Source organism: Bradyrhizobium sp. Cp5.3, assembly GCF_000426265.1.
Classification (GTDB): Bacteria; Pseudomonadota; Alphaproteobacteria; order Rhizobiales; family Xanthobacteraceae; genus Bradyrhizobium; species Bradyrhizobium neotropicale.
Map to the genome: position 1 here is coordinate 97,422 of NZ_AUFA01000020.1, position 26,050 is coordinate 123,471.

Sequence of the window (26,050 nt, forward strand, 5' to 3'; positions counted from 1 at the left end):
AGACATCAGATGTTCAAGGTGCGCGTAATCCCCTGCCTCGACGTCAAGGACGGCCGGGTCGTCAAGGGCGTCAATTTCGTCGACCTCCGCGATGCCGGCGATCCCGTCGAGGCGGCGATCGCCTATGACGCGGCCGGCGCCGACGAGCTCACTTTCCTCGACATCACCGCGACCCATGAGAACCGCGGCATCATGCTCGACGTGGTCCGGCGCACGGCGGAAGCCTGCTTCATGCCGGTCACCGTCGGCGGCGGCGTGCGGACCATCGACGACATCAGGACGCTGCTGCGCTCCGGCGCTGACAAGGTCTCGATCAACAGCGCCGCGGTGTCGCGGCGCGAGTTCGTCAAGGAAGCGGCCGAAAAGTTTGGCGAGCAGTGCGTGGTGGTCGCGATCGACGCCAAGCGCGTCAAGCGTCCGGGGGGCTCCGATCGCTGGGAGATATTCACCCATGGCGGGCGCAATTCGACTGGCATCGATGCCATCGAATATGCCCAGGAGGTGGTGTCGCTCGGCGCTGGTGAAATTTTGCTCACCTCGATGGATCGGGACGGCACTAGGCAGGGGTTTGACATCCCGCTGACCCGGGCGATCGCCGACAGCATTGCCGTCCCCGTGATCGCTTCGGGCGGCGTCGGAAATCTCGATCATCTCGTCGACGGTATCCGCGACGGGCATGCCACCGCGGTCCTGGCCGCCTCGATCTTCCACTTCGGGGAATTCACCATCCGCGAAGCCAAGGAGCACATGGCCAGGCGCGGGCTAGCCATGCGCCTCGATGCCTGACGACTCCCGTTCATAAAAATGCTACATCAGCCGGGATGCCGGCTGAACCAGCCGGGGCGCGTTCCGAGTATTCTGTATGCCGCGTTTCACGATCCACGATCTGGCCCAGACCATCGATGTCCGCGCGGCATCCGGCGGAGAGGGGTCCTATACCCGCAAGCTCCTGGACAAGGGTGCGGAGCATTGCGCCAAGAAGTTCGGCGAGGAAGCAGTCGAAACCGTAATCGCAGCAGTCGAAAACGACCGCGCGCATCTGATCGCTGAAAGTGCCGACCTGCTCTACCACTTCCTTGTGTTGCTCAAGGCACGCGGCGTAAAGCTGGAAGAAGTCGAGGCGGCGCTGGGCAAGCGGACCTCGATGTCAGGGTTGGACGAGAAAGCATCGCGCAAGAGCGACTAGCCAAGGTGGAAACGGTCATGGATATCCGCGCGCCCGAGCAGCAGTATAATCCGTACCGCATCTATACGCGCGAGCAGTGGGCGCGATTGCGCGACGATACGCCGATGACGCTGGAGCCCGGTGAGTTCGACCGGCTGCGCTCGATGCACGATCGCCTCGACCTTCAGGAGGTGGAGGACATCTACCTGCCGCTGTCGCGCCTGCTGTCGATCTATGTCGATGCCATGCAGCGCCTTTATTATTCGCAGCGCCAGTTCCTCAACATCCGCGACCGCAAGATGCCCTACATCATCGGCGTCGCAGGTTCGGTTGCGGTCGGAAAGTCGACCACGGCCCGCGTACTCCAGGCCCTGCTCGCGCGCTGGTCGCCGCGCCCCAAGGTCGACCTGATCACGACCGACGGTTTTCTGTATCCCAACGCCGTGCTCGAGCGGCAGGGCAACATGCAGAAGAAGGGATTTCCCGAGAGCTACGATCTGCCACTGCTGCTCGGCTTCCTCTCCGATATCAAGGCCGGCCGCCGCCACGTGCGTGCGCCGGTCTATTCGCATTTGACCTACGACATCGTGCCGAACCAGTGGGTCGAGATTGACCAGCCGGACATCCTGATCGTCGAGGGCGTCAACGTGCTGCAGACCGGCAAGCTGCCGCGTGACGGCAAGGCGGTGCCGGTCGTCTCCGACTTCTTCGATTTCTCGGTCTATATCGACGCCGATGAAGCGGCGCTGCGGCAGTGGTACATCAAGCGCTTCCTGGCGCTGCGCGACACCGCGTTCACCAATCCAAAGTCCTACTTCAACCGCTACGCGCCGTTGTCCGACGAGGAGGCCACCGCCACCGCGATCGCGATCTGGGAGCGCACCAACCTCGCCAATCTCGAGGACAACATCCTGCCCACCCGCCCCCGCGCGACGCTGATCCTGAAGAAGGGCGCCGACCACGTGGTGGAGAGTGTGGCGCTGCGAAGGCTGTAGCCATCGCTATCGTAGGGTGGGCAAAGGCGCGCCCTTCGCGCCGTGCCCACCATCTATCCGCATTGTCAAACGTGAATGGTGGGCACGCTACGCTTTGCCACCCTTCGGCTGCTTTGCTCTGAGTGCACGACTTCCACGTCGTCATTGCGAACGAAGCGAAGCAATCCAGAATCTTTCGGTGGAAGGATTCTGGATTGCTTCGTCGCTTGCGCTCCTCGCAATGACGACGGAGAGACCTCTTTAGAGCACCAGATGCCGCGCCGCCGCGAGCCCGGCCAGCGCCTCGTCGAGCTTGTCGCGATCGAGCGGCTTGATCAGGAATCCGTCCATGCCTGCCTCGAAGCAGGCGTAGCGATCTTCCACCAGCGTGTTCGCGGTGAGCGCCAGGATCGGTGTGCGGCGGCCGCCGGTGCGGGCTTCATGTGCGCGGATGCGCTTGCTCGCCTCGATGCCGTCGAGCTGCGGCATCTGGATGTCCATCAGCACGAGATCATAGGGCGCGCCGGCCGATGAAGCGGCGAGCCAGGATTCCAGCGCCGCCTCGCCATGGACCGCGATGACGACGCGGTGGCCGAGCTTGGTCAGCAGCGACCGCATCAAGAGTGCGTTGATCTCGTTGTCTTCGGCGACCAGGATCGAAAGACCCTTTGCCGGCGCAGCGCCCGCCTCCGCTGGTTCAACCGGTTCCGGTGCGAGATCGGGCGAGATCACCTCCGGCGTCAGCGCCAGCCGGGCGGCAAGCGAGGCCGCGCGCAATGGCTTCACCAGATAGCCGGTGAAGGCCGGACACAGCTTTTCATGGCGTGAGCTCGGCGTCAGCAGCACCAGGCGCTGCGTCGCATGCGCGCGGGCCACCTCGCCGAGGCGATCGGCGGCGGCCGCGCCGAGGGCGCGATCGATCAGCACGGCATGCCACGAACGTTCCGGCAGCAACGCTTCGGCGACCGCCGCGTCCGAGGTCATGCAGGTCTGGCCGCCCCAGCGCTCCAGCCGCCGTGCGATCAGCGAGGCCTCGATGCCGTCGGCGATCAGGAGAATCGACTTGCCCGCGAGCTCCGGGCTCGGGAACGTCGTCTGTCCGGCGCCGCCTTGCGAAGGCGCCAGTGGGATCGCAACCTCGAAGGTCGAGCCCCTGCCCGGTTCGCTCTCCAGCGTGATGCGGCCGCCCATGCGCTTGACGATGCGTTCGCTGATCGCAAGGCCGAGCCCGGTGCCGCCATAGGTGCGCGCGACGCGCTCGTCGGCCTGCTCGAATTCGCGGAAGATGCGTGACTGCGCTTCCGGCGCGATGCCGATGCCGGTGTCGCGGACCAGAAAGCTGATCTCATTGGGCCAGATGCCGGGCTCAACGATCAGCGCGACCCCGCCGCTCGCGGTGAACTTGATGGCGTTGCCGGCGAGATTGAGCAGCACCTGGCGTAGCCGTGCGGCATCGCCCATGACTTCGAGCGGCAGACGCTCGTCGACATAGGCGGCGATCTCGAGAGTCTTGGCCTGCGCCCGCGGCGCCAGCAGCTCCGTGATCTCCTCGATCAGGGTCGACAGCGCGAAGGGACGCAGCTCGAGGTCGAGCTTGCCGGCCTCGATCTTGGAATAGTCGAGCAGCTCCTCGATCAGCGCCATCAGCGCTTCGCCCGAGGTTTTCACGGCCCTGGCATAGGTCGTCTGCTCCGGCGTCAACGTGGTGTCGAGCAGGAGCCCGCTCATGCCCATGATGCCGTTCAGCGGCGTGCGGATCTCGTGCGAGGCCATCGCGAGGAAGCGCGACTTGGCGCGGCTCGCGGCATCGGCCTGGTCGCGTGCATCCGACAGCGCGCGTTCGGTCTCGGTGCGGTCGGTGACGTCGCGTCCGACGCTCTGCAATTCGGCGGGCTGGCCGGCATCGAGACGGACATAACCTTCGCGCCAGGCGATCCAGCGCGCGCCGAGATGCGTTGCGATCTTCTGGTCGTGGATGCGCGTGCCGTTGCTTTCGCGCGCGCTGTCGCCCTGCTCCAGCACGTCGAAATCGAAGCGGGTGCCGACCAGCGCGGTGCGGACCTCACCGGCCAGAGCGCAATAGGCGTCGTTGGCGAAGGTGATGCGGCCCTGATGGTCGCGCAGCACGATGAGATCACCTTGCGACTCAAAGAGGCTGCGCGCGCGTTCCTCGGCCTCCTTCAGCTCCCAATTGCGGTCGATCAGCGCCTCGTTGTGGACCGCGAGCTTGCGCATCCTCTTGTTGACGAAGCGCAGCCGCATGCTCAGCGTCGCAAGGCCGAGGCAGGCAAGCGCGAACAGAAAGCTTGCGCCGATTGCAAACGCATTGGGGTCGTAGCCGGAATTCTCGGCCCGGCTGCCGGTGATGAAGCCATAGGCGGCGCCGAACGTCGCCGAGAAGATCATGAACGAGCGGATCGCGAAGGCGATCCTGGGATGGCTGCGCCTGAAGCGGCGCATGCGCACCTTGATCCGGAACGTCCGACCCATCCCTACCGACCCCGACTCTTTCCGAAACCCTGTGATCGCGCGCAGCGACGATGTCCCGGCCGACCTTGCGAACAGTTTGAGGTTTGGAAGCCGCCTCCAAACAGGGTTGATGAGGGGTTAATGCCTCAGAGCGCGGCGGCCTGGAGATGATGGTGGACGCCGCGGGCGCCGACGATCAGCGCCGCCGCCTCGCGCTGCGAGAACGTCTTCGAGCGCACATAGATGCGGTAGTCGGCTGGCCCGTCGGTGGAAAGATAGATCACCGCACGGTCATGGCCCGGATTCGCGGAAATCGCGACCAGGCGCGTCGCGGCATTGGCCTCGCAGGCGCCCGGCTCGTCGCTGATGCCGTCGTCGACCACCGCGAAATCCGCGGCATCCGCGTTCTCGGTGATCTGGACCCGTACCGTGGCCTGCGCGGGATCTTCGGTGAAGGCGACCTGGACGCCGGCCGTCCAGAACAGGGATGTCAGCTCGACCGAGGTTTCGCCAATCGCGATGCAGGGATGCGAGACCGATCCGATCTCGCTGCGAGCGAACACCGCAGCCGCCAGGAGGGGAACAACCGAGGCCAGGATCTTGAAACGCAACATCACACTCTACTCGCCGGGCCGCGCGGACACTTGCGGGCCTTATGGTTTGCAGAGCGTAAAGGAAACTCGTTACCGCCGGGTTGATGCCCAAGGTCGTTACGCCATCTGGCGCACATCCTCTGCGAGTGCGCGGTAGGACAGCGCCTCGGCGAGATGCAGCCGGCCGATCTTGTCCGCGGCGTCGAGGTCGGCGAGCGTGCGCGCCACCCGCAGCACGCGGTGATAGCCGCGCGCCGACAGCCGCATGCTCTCGGCGGCATCGCGCAGCAGTTTCTGGCCCTGCGCGTCAGGCTTGGCGATCTCCTCCAGCACCGAGGCCGGCGCCTCGGCATTGGTGCGGACATGCGGCAGCCCCGCATCGGCATAGCGCGCGAGTTGGATGTCGCGCGCCGCGGCCACGCGCGCGGCGACTTCCGCCGAGCCCTCCGCCGGCGGCGGCAGGATCAGATCGGCAGCAGTGACCGCCGGCACCTCGATGCGCAGGTCGATGCGGTCCATCAGTGGGCCCGAGATGCGCGCCTGGTAGTCGGCCGTGCAGCGATCGATGCGACCGCGCTTGCAGGCATAGCCCGGCTCGAACGCATTGCCGCAGCGGCAGGGATTCATCGCCGCGACCAGCATGAAACGCGCCGGATAAGTCACGCGGTGATTGGCGCGGGACACCGAGACCTCGCCGTTCTCCAGCGGCTGGCGCAGCGAATCCAAGACGCGCGGATCGAATTCGGGCAGCTCGTCGAGGAACAGCACGCCTTGATGCGCCAGCGAGATCTCGCCGGGCTTTGCCCGCATGCCGCCGCCGGTGAGTGCGGCCATGCTGGCGGAATGATGCGGCGAGCGGAACGGCCGCCGCGACGTCAGCGCGCCGCCCTGGATCTCGCCGGCAACGGAGGCGATCATCGAGACCTCCAACAGCTCGCTCGGCGACAGCGGCGGCAGGATCGACGGCAGGCGCGCGGCCAGCATCGATTTGCCGGCGCCGGGTGCGCCGATCATCAGGAGGTGATGTCCGCCGGCCGCCGCGATCTCCAGCGCCCGCTTGGCGCTCTCCTGGCCCTTGATGTCACGCAGGTCGAGCGTTGAGGCGGCGGCCTCATGCACCTTCGGTGAGGGCCGCGACAGCACCTGCGTGCCCTTGAAATGGTTGGCGATCTGAATCAGCGAACTCGCGGCGATGATCTGGATGTCCGGGCTCGCCCAGGCCGCCTCCGAGCCGCAGGCGGCCGGACAGATCAGCCCCTCCTCGCGCGTATTGGCGCCGATCGCGGCAGGCAGAACGCCGGCCACCGGCGCGATCGAGCCGTCGAGGCCGAGCTCGCCAAGTACGGTGAAACCCGTCAGCGCATCCGGCGGAATCGCCCCGATCGCCGCCATCAGGCCGAGCGCGATCGGCAGGTCGTAATGGCTGCCTTCCTTGGGCAGATCGGCGGGCGCAAGATTGACGGTGATCCGCCGCGCCGGCAGAGCCAGGCCGGAGGCGATCAGCGCCGAGCGGACCCGTTCGCGGGCCTCGGATACCGCCTTGTCCGGCAGGCCGACGATGGCAAAGGCCGGCAGACCCGGCGCGACCTGCACCTGCACGTCGACCGTGCGGGCCTCGATCCCCTCAAAGGCGACTGTAGAAACCCGCTGAACCATCTTCGACCCAGGCTGCCCCTCGCACAATCAAGGGTAGCAGGGCGCAGCGCACCTGACAAGAACAATACGGGAACAATTTCGCGGCGAGAGAAGCCCTAACGGATCGTAAACGGGATCGGGACAATACGCCTCGAATGCGAGCTTCTATGCTCAGCACATTCCAACGAATGTTCGCTACTCCTAGGCTCGCGGGATGGGCCGTGATCTAACCAGTGAACAATCGAAATGCTTGCAAATCGCCGCAGAAGCGAACGTCGGGTGTGCAGTCGGCTCGCCAAGATTCATTTTGGCGCGGGCTCGCTGCCGAGGGACTGCACGATCACGGATATTTCCGACGGTGGCGTGAAAGTGGTGGCGGAGTTCTTGGAAGTGCCGCCGCAATTCACCATCATCTTCGCGCCCGACTATTCCCGCCAATGCCGCCTGCGTTGGCGCATCGGCTGCGAATTTGGCGCCGAATTCACCGACTAGGGCGAGCATGATCCGGAAAAGTGTGCGGCGGTTTTCCCTCGCGACAAACGCGAAACGCGTTTGCGCGGAGATCATGCTCAAACAATAGATTCGCCGGGCGTGCTCCCTTAACGGGAATTTAGCGTTAATCGGCAAAGCATCTCTGATCACTCGCCGACGGTAGATCAGAGCATGTCCAAGCGTTCGCCCCTTGCCTCTCCTCCGGCGAGATTCCTCCTTCCCGCGCTCCTGGTGCTCGCCCTCGGTGGCTGCCAGACCACGGGCCTCGAGGACATCACCGGTGCGCTCGGCGGCAAGACGGAAACCGCGGGCAAGCAAGACGCCAAGCCGGACGTGGACGCTTTGCGCGAGCGCTATCGCGCCAAGCCGAGCGATCCCAACGTCGCGCTCGAATACGGCAAGGCGCTGCGCGAGACCGGCCAGCGCGCCCAGGCGGTTGCGGTGCTGGAGCAGGCCGTGCTCGGCCATCCCAGCAACAAGGCGCTGCTCGCCGGCTACGGCCGCGCGCTCGCCGATAATGGCAATTTCCAGCAGGCCTTCGACGTGCTGAGCCGCGCGCACACGCCGGAGGATCCCGACTGGCGCATCCTGTCGGCGCAGGGCGCGGTGCTGGATCAGCTCGGCCGCAACGAGGAAGCGCAGCAATATTACGCGACTGCGCTGAAGATCGTACCCGACGAGCCGTTGGTGCTGTCCAATCTCGGCCTGTCCTATGTGCTCCAGAACAATCTGCCCAGGGCGGAGGAGACGTTGCGGCGTGCCTACGAGCGCAATCCCGCCAATTCCCGCGTCCGGACCAATTTCGCCTTCGTGCTGGGGTTGGAAGGAAAGCAGTCCGAGGCCGAGACCATCGTGAAGGCCGATCTGCCGCCGACCGAAGCCGAGGCCAAGGTCGCGGCGCTGCGCCAGCTCCTGGCGAAAAGGCAGCAGCGGGCCGACAACAAATAGCCCGCCACAGGTTTAGGCTTACGACGCCTTGCGATGCGGCGCGGAGCTGCGCCCGCCCCTGCCCTTCAGCTTCTTCAGCAACGGCCCGAGCAGCGAGCGCTTCGGCTTTTTCATGTCGCCGCGCCCGGCGAGACGGTTCGCCATGTTCTGGAACAGCTCGGTGGTGCGGTGGCTCCTGGAGACTTCCGCGATCATCTGGCCGTTGTTGGCGGCGGTCGAGAACAGCTTCGAATCGAACGGGATCACCGCGATCGGCTGGCTTTCCATCGTCTTGGCGAACGCCTTGACCTCGATCTCCGCGCGCTTGGGCATGCCGACCTGGTTGATGCAGTAGAGCGGTGGCCGATCGTTGGGCCGCGCGCCCTTCAGCACGCTCAGCATGTTCTTGGTGTTGCGCAAGTTGGCGAGATCGGGCTCGGCCACGATCAGGATGTCGTCGGCGCTGACGAGCGCACGCCGGGTCCAGCCCGACCATTGATGGGGAACGTCGAGCACGATGCAGGGCGTAGTCATCCGCAGCGTGTCGAACACCGCGTCGAACGCCTCAGCGCCGAAATCATAGACGCGATCAAGCGTCGCCGGCGCGGCGAGCAGGCTGAGATGCTCGGTGCATTTGGCGAGCAGGCGCTCCATCAGCGCAGTATCGGGACGATCCTGCGACAGCACCGCGTTGGCGATGCCCTGGATCGGATCCTGATTGTAGTCGAGGCCTGCGGTGCCGAAGGCGAGGTCGAGATCGATCACGACCGAATCGAGCGCCAGATCGCGCGCGATGGTCCAGGCCACGTTGTGCGCCACGGTGGATGCGCCAACGCCGCCCTTGGCGCCGACCACCGCGATGACGCGGCCGGTGATGATGGCTTCCGAGGCCGAGAACAAGCTGCAGATCGAGCGCACCACGTCGATGGTCTCGACCGGGCCCACCACGTAGTCGTTGACGCCGCGACGTACGAGCTCGCGATAGGGCGCCTCATCGTTGGGATTGCCGATCACGACCACGCGCGTGCCGGGATCGCAGACGCCGGCGAGGTCATCGAGCCCTTCGAGGATGTCGCGCGTGCCGTCGGATTCGATCACGATCACGTTCGGCGTCGGCATCGAATCATAGACTTCGATCGCCGCGGCAAGGCCGCCCTCCTTGGCGGTGAGATGCGCCTTGGCGAGACGACGGTCCTGACCCGCCGCGGTCACCGCGGCGAGCGTCTGCTCGGTCTCGCAAAACGCCTGCACCGAAATGCGCGGGACCGGCGCAATGTGTTCCTCGGGGTGCCGCGGATCGTCCGCTTGGTCTTCGTGGCCGTCTGTCATTTGCCTGTGTCGCTGAGTTTGGCCTTGTCAGCCTCGGGATAGGTGGTCGAAGTCGGCGAGCCCTTGCGATAGCGGTCGAAGGCGATGTCGCGCCGTGCGGTATAGACCGGCGTTTCCGCCCGCGGTTGCTCGAGGTCGGCAGGGTTGTCGATCATTGCCGCGAGATTGCGCTGGCTGGCGCAGCCCAGATTGAAGTAGGGCTGGTTCTCGTTGTAGCCGGGGTTGAGGATGGAAGGACCTATGTCTTCCGGCCACAGGCCGCAGGGGCCGGCGACGGCTGCGATCCTGGAATAGCTCAGCCGGATGGTCGGCAGCAGACCCGGATCCTCGGGACGGTATGGATGCTGGACGATCGCGCGCGACGGCACGCCGCCCGCCGTCAGCACCGAACGAATCTCCTGATAGGTCGCCGCTGCGGGCCTGGCATTCGCGGTGCTGATGGGCACATCCACGATGACGGAGCCGGTGCCTTCGCGCACCCAGTCCCGGGCGATGCCCACGACGTCGGCGTGCTGTTCGGCCGAGAGGCCGCCGCGGGACTTGCCGACGAAGATCACGATCGAGCGCTTGGCTTCCTGCACCGCGATCGGATGACGCTGGCGATAGTCGGTCGGCACCGTCTGGGTGACGATCTCGCCTGTGGTGTTGCACGCGCCCAGCATGACGGATAGCCCCGTCAGTGCGATTGCGAGGCGCAGCCTGCCACGGTGATCGGCCGCTGTATTCGCCATCCTTGTCCCCCTCTTGCCCCTCGTCCCCAAAGTGTCGTCGTCGAGCCGCCTGCCCGTCTCAGTCGATGATGAAGCCGAAATCACCCTGGTAGCCGCTGATGGGATCGGCGCGGCGCGCGATGCCATAGAGACGGTTCATGCGGCCGAGCAGCGCCGACTGCGCATCCGAGCTTGGCGCGAAGCCGTCGTCAGGCCGCGACAATTCCTTCTGCGCGACCGCGCGCACCACGTAGGGCGTTACGATCACCATCAGTTCGGTTTCGTTGTTGACGTAGTCCTGGCTGCGGAACAGCTGGCCGAGGATCGGCACCTGGTCGACGCCGGGCAGGCCGTTGATCGCCTGCTTGGTCTGCTGCTGGATCAGGCCAGCCATCGCCATCGAGCCGCCCGAGGGAATCTCGAGCGTGGTCTCGGCGCGGCGGGTCTGGATCGATGGGATGGTGATGGAGCTCGATGAGGTCGAGGACAGCGCCTGTGTCACCGAGATTGCGTTCTGGTTCGACAGCTCCGACACCTCGGTCATCACCCGCAGGCTGATGCGCCCTTCGCTGAGCACGACCGGCGTAAAGTTCAGGGAGATACCGAATTTCTTGTAGGTGATCTGAGTGGTACAGACATGCGTGGTCGGATCGCAGGAGTAGCCTGCGGGTATCGGGAATTCGCCGCCGGCGATGAAGGTCGCCGATTCACCCGAGATCGCCGTCAGGCTCGGCTCGGCCAGCGTCCGCATCACGCCGGCGCTTTCCATCGCGCGCATGGTGGCGCTGACGGTGGCCACGCCCTTGGCGAGGCCGGCGACGCCGAGCCCGTTGCCGCTGACCAGCGGTCCGCCGCTGACCGAGAAGGGGTTGGAGTTGTTGAAATTCACGACCGCAGTGCCGGCGTTCAGGCTGGCGCTGAGGTCGACGCCCATCTGCTTGACGATGTCGCGGCGCACTTCGCCGACGACGACCTTGAGCATCACCTGGTCGCGACCGCGCACGACGATGTTGTTGACGACCTTCTCCGAGCCGCCGACCAGCTTGGCGGCGACGTCGCCCGCCTGCTGCGCCTCGACCGGGCTCGACACCGAACCGGTCAGCATCACGCTGTCACCGACGCCTTCGATCTGCACGCCCGGCAGCGACTGGCGCAGTGCTGCGCGCATGCCGTTGAGGTCGCGCTTCACCGCGATGTCGTAGGAGGCGACCTGCTGGCCGTCGGCCGAGAAGAACACGACGTTGGTCTGACCGACCTGGCCGCCGATGATATAGGCGCGCTGCGCCGAGCGGATCACCGCATTGGCGATCTTGGGATCGGCCACCAGCACGTCCTTGACCTCACGCGGCAGGTCGATGACGACCGACTTGCCGACCCCGAGCGAGAGGAAGCGTGTCCTGGCCGGCGCGATCGTCGCAACCGGCGCCACGCCGAGATCCGGCGCCTGCATCGGCGCCTGGTCGCCGACCGGCGCGTCGGCACCGCTCGCCCAGTTCGGCGCCGTGACCAGCCCCAGCAGCAGCATTGCCCCCGTCCAGAACGCGCGTGCGCCATTCCCCCGAATGCGCATGCACGTCCGATTGTCCCCGTAGTTCATCTTGGGTGTCCCCATCACTTCTGTGACGTAAGTTGCCGCGCCGGCACGCCGTAGCGGATCACGCTGACGCCGCCGGGCCGCTTGATCGCCTGATCTTCGAGCGAGACTTCCGATGCGTTGGCATCGGCGATGCTGCGCAGTGCAAGCTGCAGCGTGCCGCCCTGGCGCGCGGCCGAGAGTGTGGCGGCCTGGTCGGGCCTGAGCTCGAGCGTGACGGTCTTGCCGACCACGGCGTTCTGGCCGTCCTTTTCCTTCGGCGCCTGATCGATCGCGAGCACGCGGATGTTGGTCAGGATGATCTCGGAAAGGATGATGTCATTGCCGTTGGTCTGGCCGTTGTTGCCGTTGGCGCCATGGCCGGCGTCGGGATTCTTCAGGCGCCGCGTCAGGATGATGTCGACGCGGTCGTTCGGCAGGATGAAGCCGCCGGCGCCGGTCTCGGCTGAAATCTCGGTGGAGATCGCGCGCATGCCGGATGGCAGGATCGCGGCCATGAAGCCGGAGCCATCGGCCTTCACCAGCTTCTGCTCTCGGATCGGCTCGCCCTGCATCAAGGGTACGCGCGCGATCGAGCCTGCAATCTGGTTTTGCGCCTCGGGTCTGTTGTCGCGGCGGATGAAAGCACCGCTCGCTGTCGCAGCGGGCCAGATCTGCCATTGCAGGTCCTCGGGCTTCAAAGCCTGGCCGAGCTGGATGTCGGATTTGGCGACGAGAACCTCGACCGTCGGCAGCTTCTCGGCCACCGGGAGGACCGGCGCGGGCTTGTTCTCATAGCCGTTCGCCAGATACGCGGCGACGCCGCCGGCGCCCAGCGCAATGACGAGAACGACAATGCGTGCGGTATTCATACGCTGCTACTCTTACGCGGGACACTCGAACCGCACGTGGCGGGTTCCCCGACGTCGATGAGTAGGCAGTAAAGGTATAAGGGGTGTTGCGAGCCCGAATGTGATGGCCGGTCACGGTGCGGGTTTTGGGCGGATGGTGAATGGCGCGTTATTCAAGCAGGCCGCGATCCCCGTAGATTCACGCACGTCGACACGCGCTCGCAGATGCCGTGCGAGCCGTCATGGTGAATGGGTGGTTAGGGTCTTGGCGAAGCTCGCAGCGAGCTCGCCACCGCAGCGAGGCGGAAACAATCCGACACATTGTCGGTGTCGTCCTGGCGTTCGCCAGGACGACATTGGAGAGGCGGTGTGCAACATCCGGATTTCGCTGGGCTCCATCCGGGCTACGAAACTAGACGCGCTACTTCTTTCGCTTCTGCTCGATCACGTCCCAGATCCTCGCCGCAATATCGGGGCCGCCGAGCCGCGCGATGGCGCGGATGCCGGTGGGCGAGGTGACGTTGATCTCGGTAAGGCGGTCGTTGATCACGTCGAGGCCGACGAACAACAGGCCGCGCTGGCGCAGCGCGGGCCCGACCGTCTCGCAGATCTCGCGCTCGCGCGGGGTGAGCTCGGTCTCCTTTGCCGCGCCGCCGCGCACCATGTTGGAGCGCAGATCATCTGCGGCCGGCACGCGGTTCACGGCACCGGCGAATTCGCCGTTGACCAGGATGATGCGCTTGTCGCCGTGCTTCACCTCGGGGATGAACTGCTGGATCACCCAGGGCTCCTTGAACGTCACCGAGAACATGTCGAACAGCGAGCCGAAATTCATGTCCTGCGGCATCACGCGGAACACCGCCGCGCCGCCATGGCCGTGCAGCGGCTTCATCACGACGGCGCCGTGCTGCTCGCGGAAAGCGTTGATCTCATCGAGGTCGCGCGAGATCAGAGTCGGGGGCATCAGTTGCGGAAAATTCATCACGAACAGTTTTTCGGGCGCGTTGCGCACCGACGCCGGATCGTTGACGACCAGCGTCTTGGGATGGATGCGCTCCAAAAAGTGCGTCGAGGTGATGTAGGCGAGGTCGAACGGCGGATCCTGCCGCAGCAGCACGACATCAAAGCCGTTCAGCGCCTCACGCCGGGGCTCGCCGAGCTTGAAGTGATCGCCGGGCTCGTCGCGCACGGTCAGGAGCTGGACCGGAGCGACCAGCTCGTCGCCGACCATCGAGAGCTTGTCCGGCGTGTAATAGGACAGGCCATGGCCGCGCTTCTGCGCCTCCAGCAACAGCGCAAAGGTGGAATCCCCGCGGATGTTGATGCGGGCGATGGGGTCCATCTGGACGGCGACGTTCAGTTTCATGGGCTGCCTTTCAGGTCGAGGCGTCGAATGCCGCCAACACATGGCGTGGAAGTCGCTTCGGCGCAATCAGCATGGCGTCGAATCGCAATTCGAATTCGGCATGCTCGGGATGCGTAGCGAGCCAACCTTGCGCGGCGTCGATGATGCGCTGCTGCTGGCGCGGCGTCACGGCAAAGGCGGCCTCATCCAGGCTCGCACGCGCCTTGACCTCGACGAAGGCGATCAGGTTGCGGCGGCGCGCCACGATGTCGATCTCGCCATGCGGCGTGCGGTAGCGTTTTGCGAGGATGCGATAGCCCTTTGCCATCAGATAGGCGGCGGCGCGGCTCTCGGCTGAGATGCCGGTGCGGAACGCGGCCAGGCGCTCGGGCGAGGCGACTTTTAGTTCCGTCGGCGTGGTACCATTGGTCTTCGCCCCCTCAGTCTTCGGCATCGCCGCCCCGCAGATCCTTGGCGAGCTCGAGCGCGCGCGCATAGACCTCGCGGCGCGGTCGCCCGGAAAGCTCGACCGCATGCGCCACGGTGTCCTTGACGCTGTGCGTGGCGAGCTGCTCACGCAGGAGATCGTCGAGCGCATCCGATGTCAGCACCTCGGCATCGGCGGCGGGCGGGCCGATCACCAGCACGAATTCGCCACGGGTCTCCAGCGTGTCCGCTTCGCGCGCAAGCTGATGAAGCGGGGCGCGTGTGATCTCCTCGTGCAGCTTGGTCAGTTCGCGGCAGATCGCAGCTTCACGACCGCCCATGATCTCGGCGAGGTCGGCGAGCGTATCCTGCACGCGGTTGCCGGAGTCGAACATGACCAGCGTCGCATTGATGCGGGCAAGCTCGGTGAGGCGGCTGCGCCGGGCTGCAGATTTCGGGGGCAGAAAGCCTTCGAAGAAGAAGCGGTCTGTCGGCAAGGCCGCCAGCGACAGCGCTGCCAGCACCGAGGATGGGCCGGGCAGGGCGTAGACCGCGTGGCCGGCGGCGCAGACCTCGCGCACCAGCTTGAAGCCGGGATCGGAGATCAGGGGCGTGCCGGCATCGGAGACCAGCGCGACCGAGCCGCCCTGCGCCAGCGCCTCCAGGATTTTTGGGCGCGCAGCTTCCGCGTTGTGCTCGTGATAGGGCTTGAGCTGAGCCGCGATGGCGTAGCGCTCCGTCAGGCGCCGCGTGATGCGGGTGTCCTCGCAGGCGATCACATCGACACCAGCCAAGGTCTCGAGCGCCCGCAGCGTAATGTCCCCGAGATTTCCGATGGGGGTCGCGACCAGATGCAGGCCGGGCGCGGCCTTCGGCGCGGCAAGGCGATGGGCGTCGATGGAAAAACCGCGCGGGGCGGAGTCCGCCGCACCTTCAGGCATATTTATCGGGGCCGGCTTTGCGCGCATAATGAGATGAACTTAGGCATGATCCGAGGGGCTGGGAACCAGTCCGCCGAAAAAGTTCAGGACCGACGCAGGGGCGGGGACGGACGGGAATGTGATCCATCGGGATCACATTCGAGAGGGAAACAAGCGCTGGCGCCATATTCGCGGCGGAAACGCCGCCTTGATGCTGCGTGACGGACGGCGAACAGTTGGCCGGGACGGGGAGGCGTTCGCGTTAGGCGGTCATTATCCTTTTGTTTTGGTTAACTATTTGTCGAGAGTATGCGTGAATCCGCGGCCTTGGTCGCGGCAAGACTGGTTCTGACCGGCCAGAAGTGGCCGGTCAAAAGAAGAGTTGCCATGGTGGGCCCGAATTATCCCAAGTTCTCTTCCGAAGAATCGGAGGAGTCTTCCGTTCCGGGCCCCCGTTTGGCGGGGGCGACCCGACGCAGCGCGCTTGGCCTGTTGCTCGGCGCGCCGCTGCTGTCGGCCTGCGCGGGCGTGCAGCAGAGCCTCAGCCAGTTCTCCAACCCCTTCAGCAGCTCTTCGCCTCCGGCCCAGCCCGCCGGGCCGCCGCAGCAGGCGACGACCGCCGGGACCGGCGGCGTGAAAGTCGCCCTGATCCTGCCGCTCTCGGCCGCAGGCAATGCGGGGCTCGCCGCGCAATCCATGCGCAACGCCGCCGAGATGGCGCTGGCCGAGTTCCAGAATCCCAACATCCAGCTCCTGATCAAGGACGACAATGGCAGCCCGCAAGGCGCGCAACAGGGCGCGCAGCAGGCGGTCGATGAAGGCGCCGAGATCATCCTGGGACCGCTGTTCGCGCAGTCAGTCCCGGCGGTGGCGCAGGTGGCGCGCGCGCGCGGCATCTCGGTGATGGCGTTCTCGACAGACTCCAGCATCGCAGGCCGCGGCGTGTATCTGCTCAGCTTCCTGCCGGAGTCCGACGTCAATCGCATCATCGAATATTCCGCGAGCATCGGAAAACGGTCCGTCGCTGCGCTCGTGCCCGAGAATGCCTATGGCAATGTCGTCGAGGCAGCGCTGAAGGCGGCGGTGCCGCGGCGCGGCGGCCGTCTCGTCGCGTTCGAGAAATACGGGTCCGATCGGGCGACGGCGGCGCGCACCGTGGCACCCCAGCTCGGCAGCGCGGATGCGCTGTTCATTGCCGATGACGGCGATGCCGTGGTCGCGGTCGCGGATGCGCTGACGGCCGCGGGCGCGAATCTGCGCAACATTCAGATGCTGGGCACCGGCCTTTGGGACAATCCGCGCGTCTATGCCAGCGCCGCGCTCCAGGGTGGCCTCTACGCTGCGCCGGATCCAGCCGGCTTCCGCGCTTTCTCCGGCCGTTATCGCACCAAATTCGGTGGCGAGCCGGTGCGCACGGCGACGCTCGCCTATGATGCAGTGGCCCTCGTCGCCGCGCTCGCGCGCACGCAAGGCACGACGCGCTTCTCCGCCGACGTGCTCACCAACCCCTCCGGTTTCGCCGGCATCGACGGCCTGTTCCGCTTCCGCGCCGACGGCACCAATGAGCGCGGGCTTGCGGTGATGAAGGTGACCACGGGTGGTGGTGTTGCGGTGGCCGGCTCGCCGAAGAGTTTTGGGGCTTAGCGCGCTGCCGTAGGGTGGGCAAAGCGAAGCGTGCCCGCCGCTTCAATCCAGTTTGCGGACAGGTGGTGAGCACGGCGCAAGTGCGCCTTTGCCCACCCTACGGCATCGCGTTACGCCGCGAGATCCGCGACCACGGCATCCAGAACCGGAAATCCGCTACTCGTCACACGCAGGCGGCCCGTCGGATCCACCGTGATCGCGCCTTCCTCGCGCAGCAGCGCGATGCGGCGGGGGTCGAGCGGGCGGCCGGAGAGTGCGGTGTAGCGATCGGGGTCGATGCCCTCGGCGAGGCGCAATCCCATCAGCAGAAATTCGTCGGCCCGCTCTTCGCTGTTGAGGAGCTCGTCGGTGACGACGCCATGGCCGGAAGCTTCGACCCGCATCAGCCAGGCTTCGGGGCGCTTCTCGGTGGCGGTCGCGTGCCTGATGCCGTCGATGTCGAGACGGCCGTGGGCGCCGGGGCCGATGCCGGCATATTCCTCACCACGCCAGTAGACGAGATTGTGCCGGCACTCCGCGCCGCGCCGCGCGTGATTTGAAATCTCGTAGGCAGGCAGGCCGAGCCTGTCGCAGGTCTCCTGCGTCACGTCGTAGAGCGCGCGGGCGACCGCTTCGTCCGGCGTCTTCAATTTGCCGGCCTGGTGCAGGCCGAAGAACGGCGTGCCTTCCTCGATCGTCAATTGATAGAGCGACAGGTGCTCGGCCGCTTCATCGATGGCGTGGCGGAGCTCGTCGGCCCACATCGCCGGCGTCTGGTCGGGGCGGGCGTAGATCAGGTCGAACGAATAGCGGTCGAACGAGCGGCGCGCGATGGCGACCGCATCGAGCGCCTCGCGGGCGCTATGCAGGCGGCCCAGCGCCTTCAGCGAGGCATCGTCGAGCGCCTGCACACCGAGCGAGACGCGATTGACGCCGGCGGTGCGATAGCCGGCGAAGCGCGTGGCTTCGACGCTGGTCGGATTCGCCTCCAGCGTGACTTCGACATCTTTGGCGACGGTCCAATGCTTGCCGATGGCGTCGAGCACCGCGCCGACGGTCGCGGGCTGCATCAGCGACGGCGTGCCGCCGCCGAGGAAGATCGAGGTGACTTCGCGGCCGGGCGCGCGCTCGGCGGTGGTTGCGATCTCGCGAGCGAAGGCCGCCGCAAAGCGCGCCTCGTCGATCGCGGCGTGCCGGACATGGCTGTTGAAATCGCAATAGGGACACTTCGACAGGCAGAACGGCCAGTGCACGTAGACGCCGAAGGCTTCCTTAGCGCGGCTCAAGGCAGATCTCCGCCAGTTTCACGAAGGCACGGGCACGATGTGACAAGCCAAGGCCGATCGGCGGCAGGCCGTGCTTCTCGACGCTGGTCATCTCGCCGAAGGTGCGACCGTGGCCATCCGGCAGGAACATCGGATCATAACCGAAGCCGGCCGTGCCGCGCGGCGGCCACACCAGCGTGCCGTCGACGCGCGCCTCGACCTCTTCAAGATGATCGTCGGGCCAGGCGACGCAGAGCCCCGAGACGAAGTGGGCCTTGCGCTTGTCGGGCGTGGTGGCGCCGCGCTCCTGCAACAGGCGCTCGATCTGCGCCATCGCCGCGGCAAAGTCCTTGTTGGGGCCGGCCCAGCGAGCGCTGTAGATGCCGGGAGCGCCGTCGAGCGCGTCGACCACGATGCCGGAATCATCGGCGAAGGCCGGCAGCTTCGTCGCCTTTGCCGCCGCGATCGCCTTGATCGCGGCGTTGCTGCGGAAATCGTTGCCGGTCTCTTCGGGCTCGGCCAAGCCAAGGTCACCGGCCGAGACCGCCGCGACGCCATGGGGCGCGAGCAGCTCCCGCATCTCGGCGAGCTTGCCGGGATTGTGGGTCGCGATCACGAGTTTTCCGGTGATTCGGCGGTGCATGGCCTATTGACTACGCCACGGCCAGTTTCTGCAAGTCCACGAGACGCGCGACGCCCTTGCGCGCCAGCGCCATCAGCGCCAGGAACTCGGTTTCCGTGAACGGTTCGCGTTCCGCGGTGCCCTGCACCTCGATGATGCGGCCGTCGCCCGTCATGACGAAATTGGCGTCGGTCTCGGCTTCCGAATCCTCGGCATAATCGAGGTCGAGCACCGGGGTGCCGTTGTAGATGCCGCAGGAGATCGCGGCGACATTGTCGCGCAGCACGTTGGCCTTGATCATGTTGCGCGACTTCATCCAGTTGACGCAATCGGCGAGCGCGACCCAGGCGCCGGTGATCGAGGCGGTGCGTGTGCCGCCGTCGGCCTGGAGCACGTCGCAATCGACCGTGATCTGGCGTTCGCCGAGCGCTTCGAGGTCGATGATGGTGCGCAGCGAGCGGCCGATCAGGCGCTGGATCTCGACGGTGCGGCCGCTCTGTTTTCCGGCGGACGCCTCGCGGCGGGTGCGCTCCAGCGTGGCGCGCGGCAGCATGCCGTATTCGGCGGTGACCCAGCCGCGGCCCTGGCCCTTCAGCCACGGCGGCAGGCGGTCCTCCAGCGTGGCGGTGACCAGCACATGGGTGTCGCCGAATTTCACGAGGCAGGAGCCTTCCGCATATTTGACGACGCCACGCTCCAGCGTCACGGGGCGCAACTCGTCGGGCGCACGGCGGCTTGGCCGCATGGGAAATCCTCCAAAACTCAGGGGAAAAGGCTGTTCGCGGTGCTTGTAGGAGGGGGAAGGGTGGGCGGCAAGGTTTTTTCGCCCCAACGCCGCGCTTGTCAGAACCCTCAGGGATGGACAAATTACAAGCATCTGAGAGGAGTTAACGTCTGTGGCCCATCACGATCCGATCCATCTGATCGCGCCGCACGCAGGCCTGGCCCAGCTCAACGAGCGTTCCCGCGACATCTTTCGTCAAATTGTCGAAAGCTATCTCGCGACCGGTGAGCCGGTCGGCTCGCGCAACATTTCCCGGCTGATCACGGTTCCGCTGTCGCCGGCCTCGGTGCGCAACGTGATGGCCGATCTCGAGCAGCTCGGCCTGATCTATGCTCCGCATACCTCCGCTGGCCGGCTGCCGACCGAACTCGGCCTGCGCTTCTTCGTCGACGCCCTGATGCAGGTCGGCGAGCTCAACGAGGCCGAACGCCAATCGATCCAAAGCCAGCTCGCCTCCGTCGGCCAGGCCCAGTCGGTCGAGGCGGCGCTGGACCAGGCGCTGACGCGGCTGTCGGGCCTCACCCGGGCCGCCGCGGTCGTGATGACGCCAAAATCCAATGCGCGGCTGAAGCATATCGAATTCGTCCGCCTGGAACCGGAGCGGGCGCTGGTCATCCTGGTCGGTGAGGACGGCCAGGTCGAAAACCGCGTGCTGTCGCTGCCGCCCGGAGTTCCCTCCTCGGCGCTGACGGAAGCCAGCAACTTCCTCAATGCGCGGATTCGGGGCCGGACGCTGGCCGAAGCACGACTCGAGCTCGAAACCGCGTTGGGACGGGCCCGCGCCGAGCTCGATCAACTGACGCAGAAGGTGATCTCGGCCGGAATCGCGAGCTGGTCCGGCGGCGAGAACGAGGACCGCCAGCTCATTGTCCGCGGCCACGCCAATCTGCTCGAGGACCTGCATGCGCTGGAGGATCTCGAACGCGTGCGCCTCCTGTTCGACGATCTCGAGACCAAACGCGGCGTGATTGACCTTTTGGGCCGTGCCGAGACCGCCGAGGGCGTGCGAATCTTCATCGGCAGCGAGAACAAGCTGTTCTCGCTGTCCGGCTCCTCCACCATCATCTCGCCCTACCGGGATGCCGCCGGCCATATCGTCGGTGTTTTGGGCGTGATCGGGCCGACGCGGCTGAACTATGCCCGGGTGATCCCGACCGTGGACTATGCCGCCCGCATCGTCAGCCGCCTCCTGGGGGGCTGACCGGCAGTTTAGGCCGATCACGGGCGCTTGATTTTCGTAGCTTTAGGCACGATATCCCAGCCAACAATCCCTTGAGACGAGTTCGAGACAGCAGCCGATGACCGATCAAAACCGGCAACCCGAAGACACGGCCGCGCCGACCGGCGAGCCCGTGGTGTCGAAGCCCTATGTGATGCCCGACGATCCCGAGCCTGGTTCGGTCGAGCTGCTGCAAAAGGAAGCCGCCGAGGCGCGCGACCGGATGCTGCGGACGCTGGCGGAGATGGAGAACCTGCGCAAGCGCACCACCAAGGAGGTCGCTGACGCCCGTCTCTATGGCATCACCGGCTTTGCCCGCGATGTGCTCGACATCGCCGACAATCTCCAGCGCGCGCTCGATGCCGTCCCGGCCGAGGACCGCGCCAATGCCGACCCCGGCCTGAAATCGCTGATCGAGGGTGTCGAGCTCACCGAGCGCTCGCTGCTCAATGCGCTGGAAAAGCACGGCGTGAAGAAGTTCGACCCGCAGGGCCAGAAGTTCGACCCCAATTTCCAGCAGGCGATGTTCGAGGTGCCTGATTCGTCGGTGCCGTCAGGCACCGTGGTGCAGGTCGTGCAGGCCGGCTACACGATCGGCGAGCGCGTGCTGCGCCCGGCGCTGGTCGGTGTCGCCAAGGGCGGCGCCAAGGCCGCGGCCGCCGCCAACAACAACGAATCGAACGGCGCGGCGTAAGCCGCGCTTGCCGCATTCCTGCTTGCGCAGACCCTCATGCCGAGCAGCTTGTGGGGTTTTCTCGTCATTCCGGGCTCGCGCTGACGCGCGAGCTCGGCCTTCGTGGTTCGAGACGGCGCTGACGCGCTTCCTCACCATGAAGGTCTGACAGGCCTTCCTAAGCGCTCACCACGATATCACCCGACTGAATCCGCTTCACGCCGGCCTTGGCCATATCGGCCCAGGCCTTGGCCAGCGAGCCCTGCGTGTCGATACCGCGGCAGGCGTCCTCCACGACATAGACCTCGAAACCCGCCTTGCGCGCGTCGAGTGCGGTCCAGGCGACGCAGAAATCTGTCGCCAGCCCCGCGACGAAGACGCGCTTGATCTTGCGCCCCTTGAGGTAGCCGGCGAGCCCGGTCGAGGTCTTGCCGTCGGCTTCGAGGAACGCCGAGTAGCTGTCGACGTCCTTGTGAAAGCCCTTGCGGATGATCAGCTCGGCTTGCGGGATCGAGAGGTCCTTCGACAGCGCGGCGCCGTCGGTGCCCTGCACGCAATGATCCGGCCACAGCACCTGCTTGCCGTAAGGCAGATCGATGGTCTCGAACGGCTTCTTGCCGGAGTGCACCGAGGCGAAGGAAACGTGGCCTTGCGTGTGCCAGTCCTGCGTCATCACCACGTTCGCAAACGCTTTCGCGATCCGGTTGATCACGGGCACCACCTGCTCGCCTTCCTTCACGGCGAGGCTGCCGCCGGGCAGGAAGCAATTCTGTACGTCGATCACGAGCAGCGCGGATGCATCATCCGGCTTGATCGATGCCGCCGCGAGGACCGGATTTGACGCAAGGGTCGCAAGCGCCGTCGTCCCAAGCGCCGCCAAGACTTGTCGCCGATCCAGCATCGTTCGCCTCCCTCCAGGATGAACCCAACGAGGGAGGAGCGTAGTTCCGCTGGTGTACGAACAGAAGCCCGAAAATGCAGCCGGTTCTGTCCAGCGCTTGGGCTAGCCCTTCGGCTGGATGCCGTCGCGCACGGCGCGGAAGCGGGTGAAGGCGTTCGACCACTGGTCGCGCGGGGCGCTGGCGATGATGCGCAGCGAGGTGCTGCCGCCGAAGCGGATCCACTGCACCACCGTCACCGGGGTCTTGTCCTTGCCGCTGACGCCGTCGATCCGGGTCTCATAGCCCTGCTGGCCGTTGATGCGGATCGGCTCGGACATGGTGACGCGCGATTCGCGCATGCCGGGGATCTGGAGCGCCGCTTCCTGGGCAAAGCGGGCGCGGTCGTCGGCCTGCTGCGGCGTCGCACCGATCAAGCCGAGGATCATGTATGGCTTGGGCTCGAAGCCCGAGCTCTCGTCGCCATCGGCGAGGATGATGCTGATGCCGGGCGCCAGCGTGCGGACATTCTTGAACTCGGCGAGATCGGTGATCTTGAACGGCATCAGCGCGATCTGCTCGTCGACCGAGACCTCCCTGCGGGTGACGGTGCTCGCAAACATCTGCCGCACCGCCTCGTCGGTGTAGATCTTGGTGGCGTTCTCGGGGATCTGCACGGCGACATAGCCGGAGAAGCCGGCGCCCGGCACGATCATCGAGTAGCGTTTCACCGGAGTATCGCCGGCCTTGCCGCTCTCCGTGGTGAAATAGGCAAGGCCCGCGGGCGTCTCGATCTTGTCCTGCTTGACGCCGGTGCCCGCAGGATTGGCGTTGAAGGCGCTCGCGACCTCGCCATAAGCCGCCGGCGGCAGCTCGGTGACCAGCACCTTGACGCTGCCGTCCTCGTTCTCGAAGCCCGGAAAGGTCTTGGCCTTGTTGAGGCCGATGAGCGGCACCATGCCGAGGCGCAAGCCAGGCGGAAACACGGCATCGGCGGAGGCGGCCGGAAGCGCGGAAGCAACGAGGAGCGCGAGCGCGGCGAGGGGGCGGATGAGCTTCATGGGCACTCTACTTGGTTCACATTGAGGCCGTTCGATGGTGGGCCATCGGGCCTCTTTGTCGCGTGAGGCAGCCCCGCTTGCGAGGCGACCCGACGGCCCGCCTTTTAGCGGGTTTGGTCTTGCCGCAACAGGGCCGGGCGGCCTGCGGCGACGGCTCTGGCGAGGGCAGGGACCTGTTAATATTTCCTCACCCGCAAGGCCGGCGGCACCCGGATATGATCTTCCAAAACCCAATGTTTTCACGGCCGAAACTTGCGTTCGGTCCTTGCGGCCCCCTCCCCCCCTCCTATATGAGCCTCAACCATCGCAATATCGCGGATGTTTGATCTTAGGGGGTTTTGGATCGGGTGCCTTCTGGGCCCAACCAACCTGCCGCAATAAAGAAGGATATCAGGACCATGGGAAAGGTCATTGGGATCGACCTCGGCACCACGAACTCGTGCGTCGCCGTAATGGATGGCAAGAACGCCAAAGTCATCGAGAATTCCGAAGGCATGCGCACGACGCCTTCGATCGTCGCCGTCACGGATGATGGCGAGCGCCTCGTCGGCCAACCCGCCAAGCGCCAGGCCGTCACCAATCCCGAGCGCACCTTCTTCGCAGTGAAGCGCCTCATTGGCCGCCGCTACGACGACCCGATGGTCGAGAAGGACAAGAAGCTCGTTCCGTACAAGATCGTGAAGGCTTCCAACGGCGACGCCTGGGTCGAGGCCGACGGCCAGACCTATTCGCCCTCGCAGGTCTCGGCGTTCATCTTGCAGAAGATGAAGGAGACCGCGGAAGCCCATCTCGGCCAGAAGGTCGATCAGGCCGTCATCACCGTTCCCGCCTACTTCAACGACGCCCAGCGCCAGGCGACCAAGGACGCCGGCAAGATCGCGGGCCTTGAAGTGCTGCGCATCATCAACGAGCCGACCGCGGCCGCGCTCGCCTACGGCCTGGACAAGACCAAGGCCGGCACGATCGCCGTGTACGACCTCGGCGGCGGTACGTTCGATATCTCCATTCTCGAAATCGGCGACGGCGTGTTCGAGGTGAAGTCGACCAACGGCGACACCTTCCTCGGCGGCGAAGATTTCGACATGCGCCTGGTCGGCTATCTCGCCGACGAGTTCCAGAAGGAACAGGGCATCAACCTGCGCAACGACAAGCTCGCGCTGCAGCGCCTGAAGGAGGCCGCTGAAAAGGCCAAGATCGAGCTGTCGTCGACGACGCAGACCGAAATCAACCTGCCCTTCATCACCGCGGACCAGACCGGCCCGAAGCATCTGACGATGAAGCTCACCCGCGCCAAGTTCGAGGCGCTGGTCGACGATCTCATCCAGAAGACGGTCGAGCCCTGCCGCAAGGCGCTGAAGGATGCCGGCGTCACCGCCGGTGAGATCGGCGAAGTGGTTCTGGTCGGCGGCATGTCGCGCATGCCGAAGGTCCAGGAAGTCGTGAAGCAGCTGTTCGGCAAGGAGCCGCACAAGGGCGTGAACCCGGACGAAGTCGTGGCGATCGGTGCCGCGATCCAGGCCGGCGTGCTCCAGGGCGACGTCAAGGACGTGCTGCTGCTCGACGTGACCCCGCTGTCGCTGGGCATCGAGACGCTGGGCGGCGTGTTCACCCGCATCATCGACCGCAACACCACGATCCCGACCAAGAAGAGCCAGGTGTTCTCGACCGCCGAGGACAACCAGAACGCGGTCACCATCCGTGTCTTCCAGGGCGAGCGTGAAATGGCGGCCGACAACAAGATGCTCGGTCAGTTCGACCTGATGGGCATTCCGCCGGCCCCGCGCGGCATGCCGCAGATCGAGGTGACCTTCGACATCGACGCCAACGGCATCGTCAACGTCTCGGCCAAGGATAAAGCGACCGGCAAGGAGCAGCAGATCCGCATCCAGGCCTCCGGCGGTCTGTCGGAATCCGACATCGACAAGATGGTCAAGGACGCCGAGGCCAATGCCGCGGCCGACAAGCAGCGCCGCGAGGCGGTCGATGCCAAGAACCATGCCGACGCACTGGTTCATTCCACCGAGAAGGCGCTGGCCGAGCACGGTTCGAAGGTTGCCGAGACCGAGCGCCGCGCCATCGAGGATGCCGTCAGCGATCTCAAGGAAGCGCTGAAGGGCAACGATGCCGAGGCGATCAAGGCCAAGACCAATACGCTGGCCCAGGCTTCGATGAAGCTTGGCGAGGCCATGTACAAGCAGCAGGCCGAGGCCGACGCGGCCAAGGACGCTGCGAAGGACGACGTGGTCGACGCGGAATTCACCGAGGTCGACGACGACAAGAACAACAAGAAGTCCGCCTGAAACCCTTAGAGGGTCATGATGCGGACGGCTTGGACCCCACACGCTCTACCGGCCTCCCCCCTCAGCGGGGAGGCCGTCGTGTCGGGTCGGACGGGGCCTCTCCCCGTTACGATCAATCAATTCCCAGCCGTTATGCTGAATGCCGCCGTGCTGCCCTCTGCCGCAGGGCGGAAGGCTGCCTATATTGTCGCGTGGCGACGCTGTTTCGCTCCGACT

Annotated in this window: 24 protein-coding genes; 9 read left to right on the forward strand and 15 right to left on the reverse strand. The window is 65.7% G+C overall.

The window, feature by feature from the left end; all coding sequences use genetic code 11:
* The first annotated feature begins 9 nt into the window (after positions 1 to 9).
* From hisF to coaA, 3 genes are all read left to right on the forward strand, one after another.
* The gene (gene hisF, locus K289_RS0125000) at positions 10 to 786 is read left to right on the forward strand and encodes an imidazole glycerol phosphate synthase subunit HisF (RefSeq protein WP_027554057.1); all 777 of its coding nucleotides are present in this window, start codon (positions 10 to 12) and stop codon (positions 784 to 786) included.
* A gap of 76 nt (positions 787 to 862) precedes the next feature.
* A complete protein-coding gene (locus K289_RS0125005; protein ID WP_027554058.1) occupies positions 863 to 1,186 on the forward strand; it encodes a phosphoribosyl-ATP diphosphatase in 324 nt (107 codons plus the stop codon).
* A gap of 17 nt (positions 1,187 to 1,203) precedes the next feature.
* A complete protein-coding gene (coaA, locus tag K289_RS0125010) occupies positions 1,204 to 2,160 on the forward strand; it encodes a type I pantothenate kinase (RefSeq protein ID WP_027554059.1) in 957 nt (318 codons plus the stop codon).
* A gap of 240 nt (positions 2,161 to 2,400) precedes the next feature.
* On the opposite strand, the gene K289_RS0125015 is transcribed toward coaA, so the two are convergent.
* The 3 genes from K289_RS0125015 to K289_RS0125025 all read right to left on the reverse strand — a co-directional run bounded on the left by K289_RS0125015 (position 2,401) and on the right by K289_RS0125025 (position 6,857).
* Positions 2,401 to 4,629: an ATP-binding protein gene (locus K289_RS0125015; protein WP_027554060.1), complete on the reverse strand. Its 2,229-nt coding sequence runs from the start codon at positions 4,627 to 4,629 to the stop codon at positions 2,401 to 2,403.
* 125 nt (positions 4,630 to 4,754) lie between these two features.
* Complete coding sequence (locus K289_RS0125020; RefSeq protein WP_027554061.1) at positions 4,755 to 5,222, reverse strand: hypothetical protein; 468 nt, start codon at positions 5,220 to 5,222, stop codon at positions 4,755 to 4,757.
* Between the two features lie 96 nt (positions 5,223 to 5,318).
* On the reverse strand, positions 5,319 to 6,857 hold the full coding sequence (locus K289_RS0125025) for a YifB family Mg chelatase-like AAA ATPase (protein ID WP_027554062.1): 1,539 nt from the start codon (positions 6,855 to 6,857) through the stop codon (positions 5,319 to 5,321).
* A gap of 225 nt (positions 6,858 to 7,082) precedes the next feature.
* On the opposite strand from K289_RS0125025, the gene K289_RS0125030 reads away from it, so the two are divergent.
* Together K289_RS0125030 and K289_RS0125035 are read left to right on the forward strand one after the other, a co-directional pair.
* Positions 7,083 to 7,328: a PilZ domain-containing protein gene (locus tag K289_RS0125030; RefSeq protein WP_011083489.1), complete on the forward strand. Its 246-nt coding sequence runs from the start codon at positions 7,083 to 7,085 to the stop codon at positions 7,326 to 7,328.
* 171 nt (positions 7,329 to 7,499) lie between these two features.
* The gene (locus K289_RS0125035; RefSeq protein ID WP_027554063.1) at positions 7,500 to 8,276 is read left to right on the forward strand and encodes a tetratricopeptide repeat protein; all 777 of its coding nucleotides are present in this window, start codon (positions 7,500 to 7,502) and stop codon (positions 8,274 to 8,276) included.
* Between the two features lie 18 nt (positions 8,277 to 8,294).
* On the opposite strand, the gene K289_RS0125040 is transcribed toward K289_RS0125035, so the two are convergent.
* The 7 genes from K289_RS0125040 to rsmI all read right to left on the reverse strand — a co-directional run bounded on the left by K289_RS0125040 (position 8,295) and on the right by rsmI (position 15,457).
* Positions 8,295 to 9,584, reverse strand: a complete 1,290-nt coding sequence (locus K289_RS0125040; protein WP_027554064.1) for an AAA family ATPase — start codon at positions 9,582 to 9,584, stop codon at positions 8,295 to 8,297.
* Positions 9,581 to 10,315 carry a CpaD family pilus assembly protein gene (locus K289_RS0125045; protein ID WP_027554065.1) on the reverse strand — a complete coding sequence of 245 codons (735 nt, stop codon included), beginning with the start codon at positions 10,313 to 10,315 and terminating at the stop codon, positions 9,581 to 9,583. Before K289_RS0125045 ends, K289_RS0125040 begins: the two co-directional genes overlap by 4 nt.
* Positions 10,316 to 10,373: 58 nt before the next feature.
* Entirely contained in the window at positions 10,374 to 11,891 is a 1,518-nt protein-coding gene (locus tag K289_RS0125050; RefSeq protein ID WP_027554066.1) for a type II and III secretion system protein family protein, read from the reverse strand.
* 14 nt (positions 11,892 to 11,905) lie between these two features.
* Complete coding sequence (gene cpaB, locus K289_RS0125055) at positions 11,906 to 12,739, reverse strand: Flp pilus assembly protein CpaB (RefSeq protein WP_027554067.1); 834 nt, start codon at positions 12,737 to 12,739, stop codon at positions 11,906 to 11,908.
* A 400-nt stretch (positions 12,740 to 13,139) separates the two neighbouring features.
* Complete coding sequence (gene gshB / locus K289_RS0125060) at positions 13,140 to 14,084, reverse strand: glutathione synthase (protein ID WP_027554068.1); 945 nt, start codon at positions 14,082 to 14,084, stop codon at positions 13,140 to 13,142.
* A gap of 10 nt (positions 14,085 to 14,094) precedes the next feature.
* On the reverse strand, positions 14,095 to 14,517 hold the full coding sequence (locus K289_RS0125065; protein WP_027554069.1) for a YraN family protein: 423 nt from the start codon (positions 14,515 to 14,517) through the stop codon (positions 14,095 to 14,097).
* The gene (gene rsmI / locus K289_RS0125070; RefSeq protein WP_027554070.1) at positions 14,504 to 15,457 is read right to left on the reverse strand and encodes a 16S rRNA (cytidine(1402)-2'-O)-methyltransferase; all 954 of its coding nucleotides are present in this window, start codon (positions 15,455 to 15,457) and stop codon (positions 14,504 to 14,506) included. Before rsmI ends, K289_RS0125065 begins: the two co-directional genes overlap by 14 nt.
* A gap of 339 nt (positions 15,458 to 15,796) precedes the next feature.
* Between rsmI and K289_RS0125075 the strand changes: the two genes are divergently transcribed.
* Complete coding sequence (locus K289_RS0125075) at positions 15,797 to 17,053, forward strand: penicillin-binding protein activator (protein WP_027554071.1); 1,257 nt, start codon at positions 15,797 to 15,799, stop codon at positions 17,051 to 17,053.
* A 110-nt stretch (positions 17,054 to 17,163) separates the two neighbouring features.
* Here K289_RS0125075 and hemW read toward each other — a convergent pair whose 3' ends face one another.
* From hemW to rph, 3 genes are read right to left on the reverse strand one after another with little or no spacing between them, the layout of a single operon-like run.
* A complete protein-coding gene (gene hemW / locus K289_RS0125080; RefSeq protein WP_027554072.1) occupies positions 17,164 to 18,318 on the reverse strand; it encodes a radical SAM family heme chaperone HemW in 1,155 nt (384 codons plus the stop codon).
* Positions 18,305 to 18,940 (reverse strand): RdgB/HAM1 family non-canonical purine NTP pyrophosphatase, encoded by a 636-nt coding sequence (gene rdgB, locus K289_RS0125085; RefSeq protein WP_027554073.1) that lies wholly within the window; start codon positions 18,938 to 18,940, stop codon positions 18,305 to 18,307. The genes hemW and rdgB overlap by 14 nt, the downstream gene beginning before the upstream one ends.
* 10 nt (positions 18,941 to 18,950) lie before the next feature.
* Positions 18,951 to 19,664: a ribonuclease PH gene (rph, locus tag K289_RS0125090; protein WP_027554074.1), complete on the reverse strand. Its 714-nt coding sequence runs from the start codon at positions 19,662 to 19,664 to the stop codon at positions 18,951 to 18,953.
* Between the two features lie 151 nt (positions 19,665 to 19,815).
* Between rph and hrcA the strand changes: the two genes are divergently transcribed.
* Together hrcA and grpE are read left to right on the forward strand one after the other, a co-directional pair.
* Positions 19,816 to 20,904 (forward strand): heat-inducible transcriptional repressor HrcA, encoded by a 1,089-nt coding sequence (hrcA, locus tag K289_RS0125095; RefSeq protein ID WP_027554075.1) that lies wholly within the window; start codon positions 19,816 to 19,818, stop codon positions 20,902 to 20,904.
* 97 nt (positions 20,905 to 21,001) lie between these two features.
* Positions 21,002 to 21,616 (forward strand): nucleotide exchange factor GrpE, encoded by a 615-nt coding sequence (gene grpE, locus K289_RS0125100; RefSeq protein WP_027554076.1) that lies wholly within the window; start codon positions 21,002 to 21,004, stop codon positions 21,614 to 21,616.
* A gap of 157 nt (positions 21,617 to 21,773) precedes the next feature.
* Here grpE and pncA read toward each other — a convergent pair whose 3' ends face one another.
* Together pncA and K289_RS0125110 are read right to left on the reverse strand one after the other, a co-directional pair.
* Positions 21,774 to 22,496 (reverse strand): bifunctional nicotinamidase/pyrazinamidase, encoded by a 723-nt coding sequence (gene pncA / locus K289_RS0125105; RefSeq protein WP_027554077.1) that lies wholly within the window; start codon positions 22,494 to 22,496, stop codon positions 21,774 to 21,776.
* A 102-nt stretch (positions 22,497 to 22,598) separates the two neighbouring features.
* The gene (locus K289_RS0125110) at positions 22,599 to 23,534 is read right to left on the reverse strand and encodes a hypothetical protein (RefSeq protein ID WP_027554078.1); all 936 of its coding nucleotides are present in this window, start codon (positions 23,532 to 23,534) and stop codon (positions 22,599 to 22,601) included.
* Between the two features lie 398 nt (positions 23,535 to 23,932).
* Here K289_RS0125110 and dnaK point away from each other — a divergent pair, with 398 nt between their 5' ends.
* Complete coding sequence (gene dnaK / locus K289_RS0125115; RefSeq protein WP_027554079.1) at positions 23,933 to 25,834, forward strand: molecular chaperone DnaK; 1,902 nt, start codon at positions 23,933 to 23,935, stop codon at positions 25,832 to 25,834.
* The last annotated feature ends 216 nt before the right edge of the window (positions 25,835 to 26,050 follow it).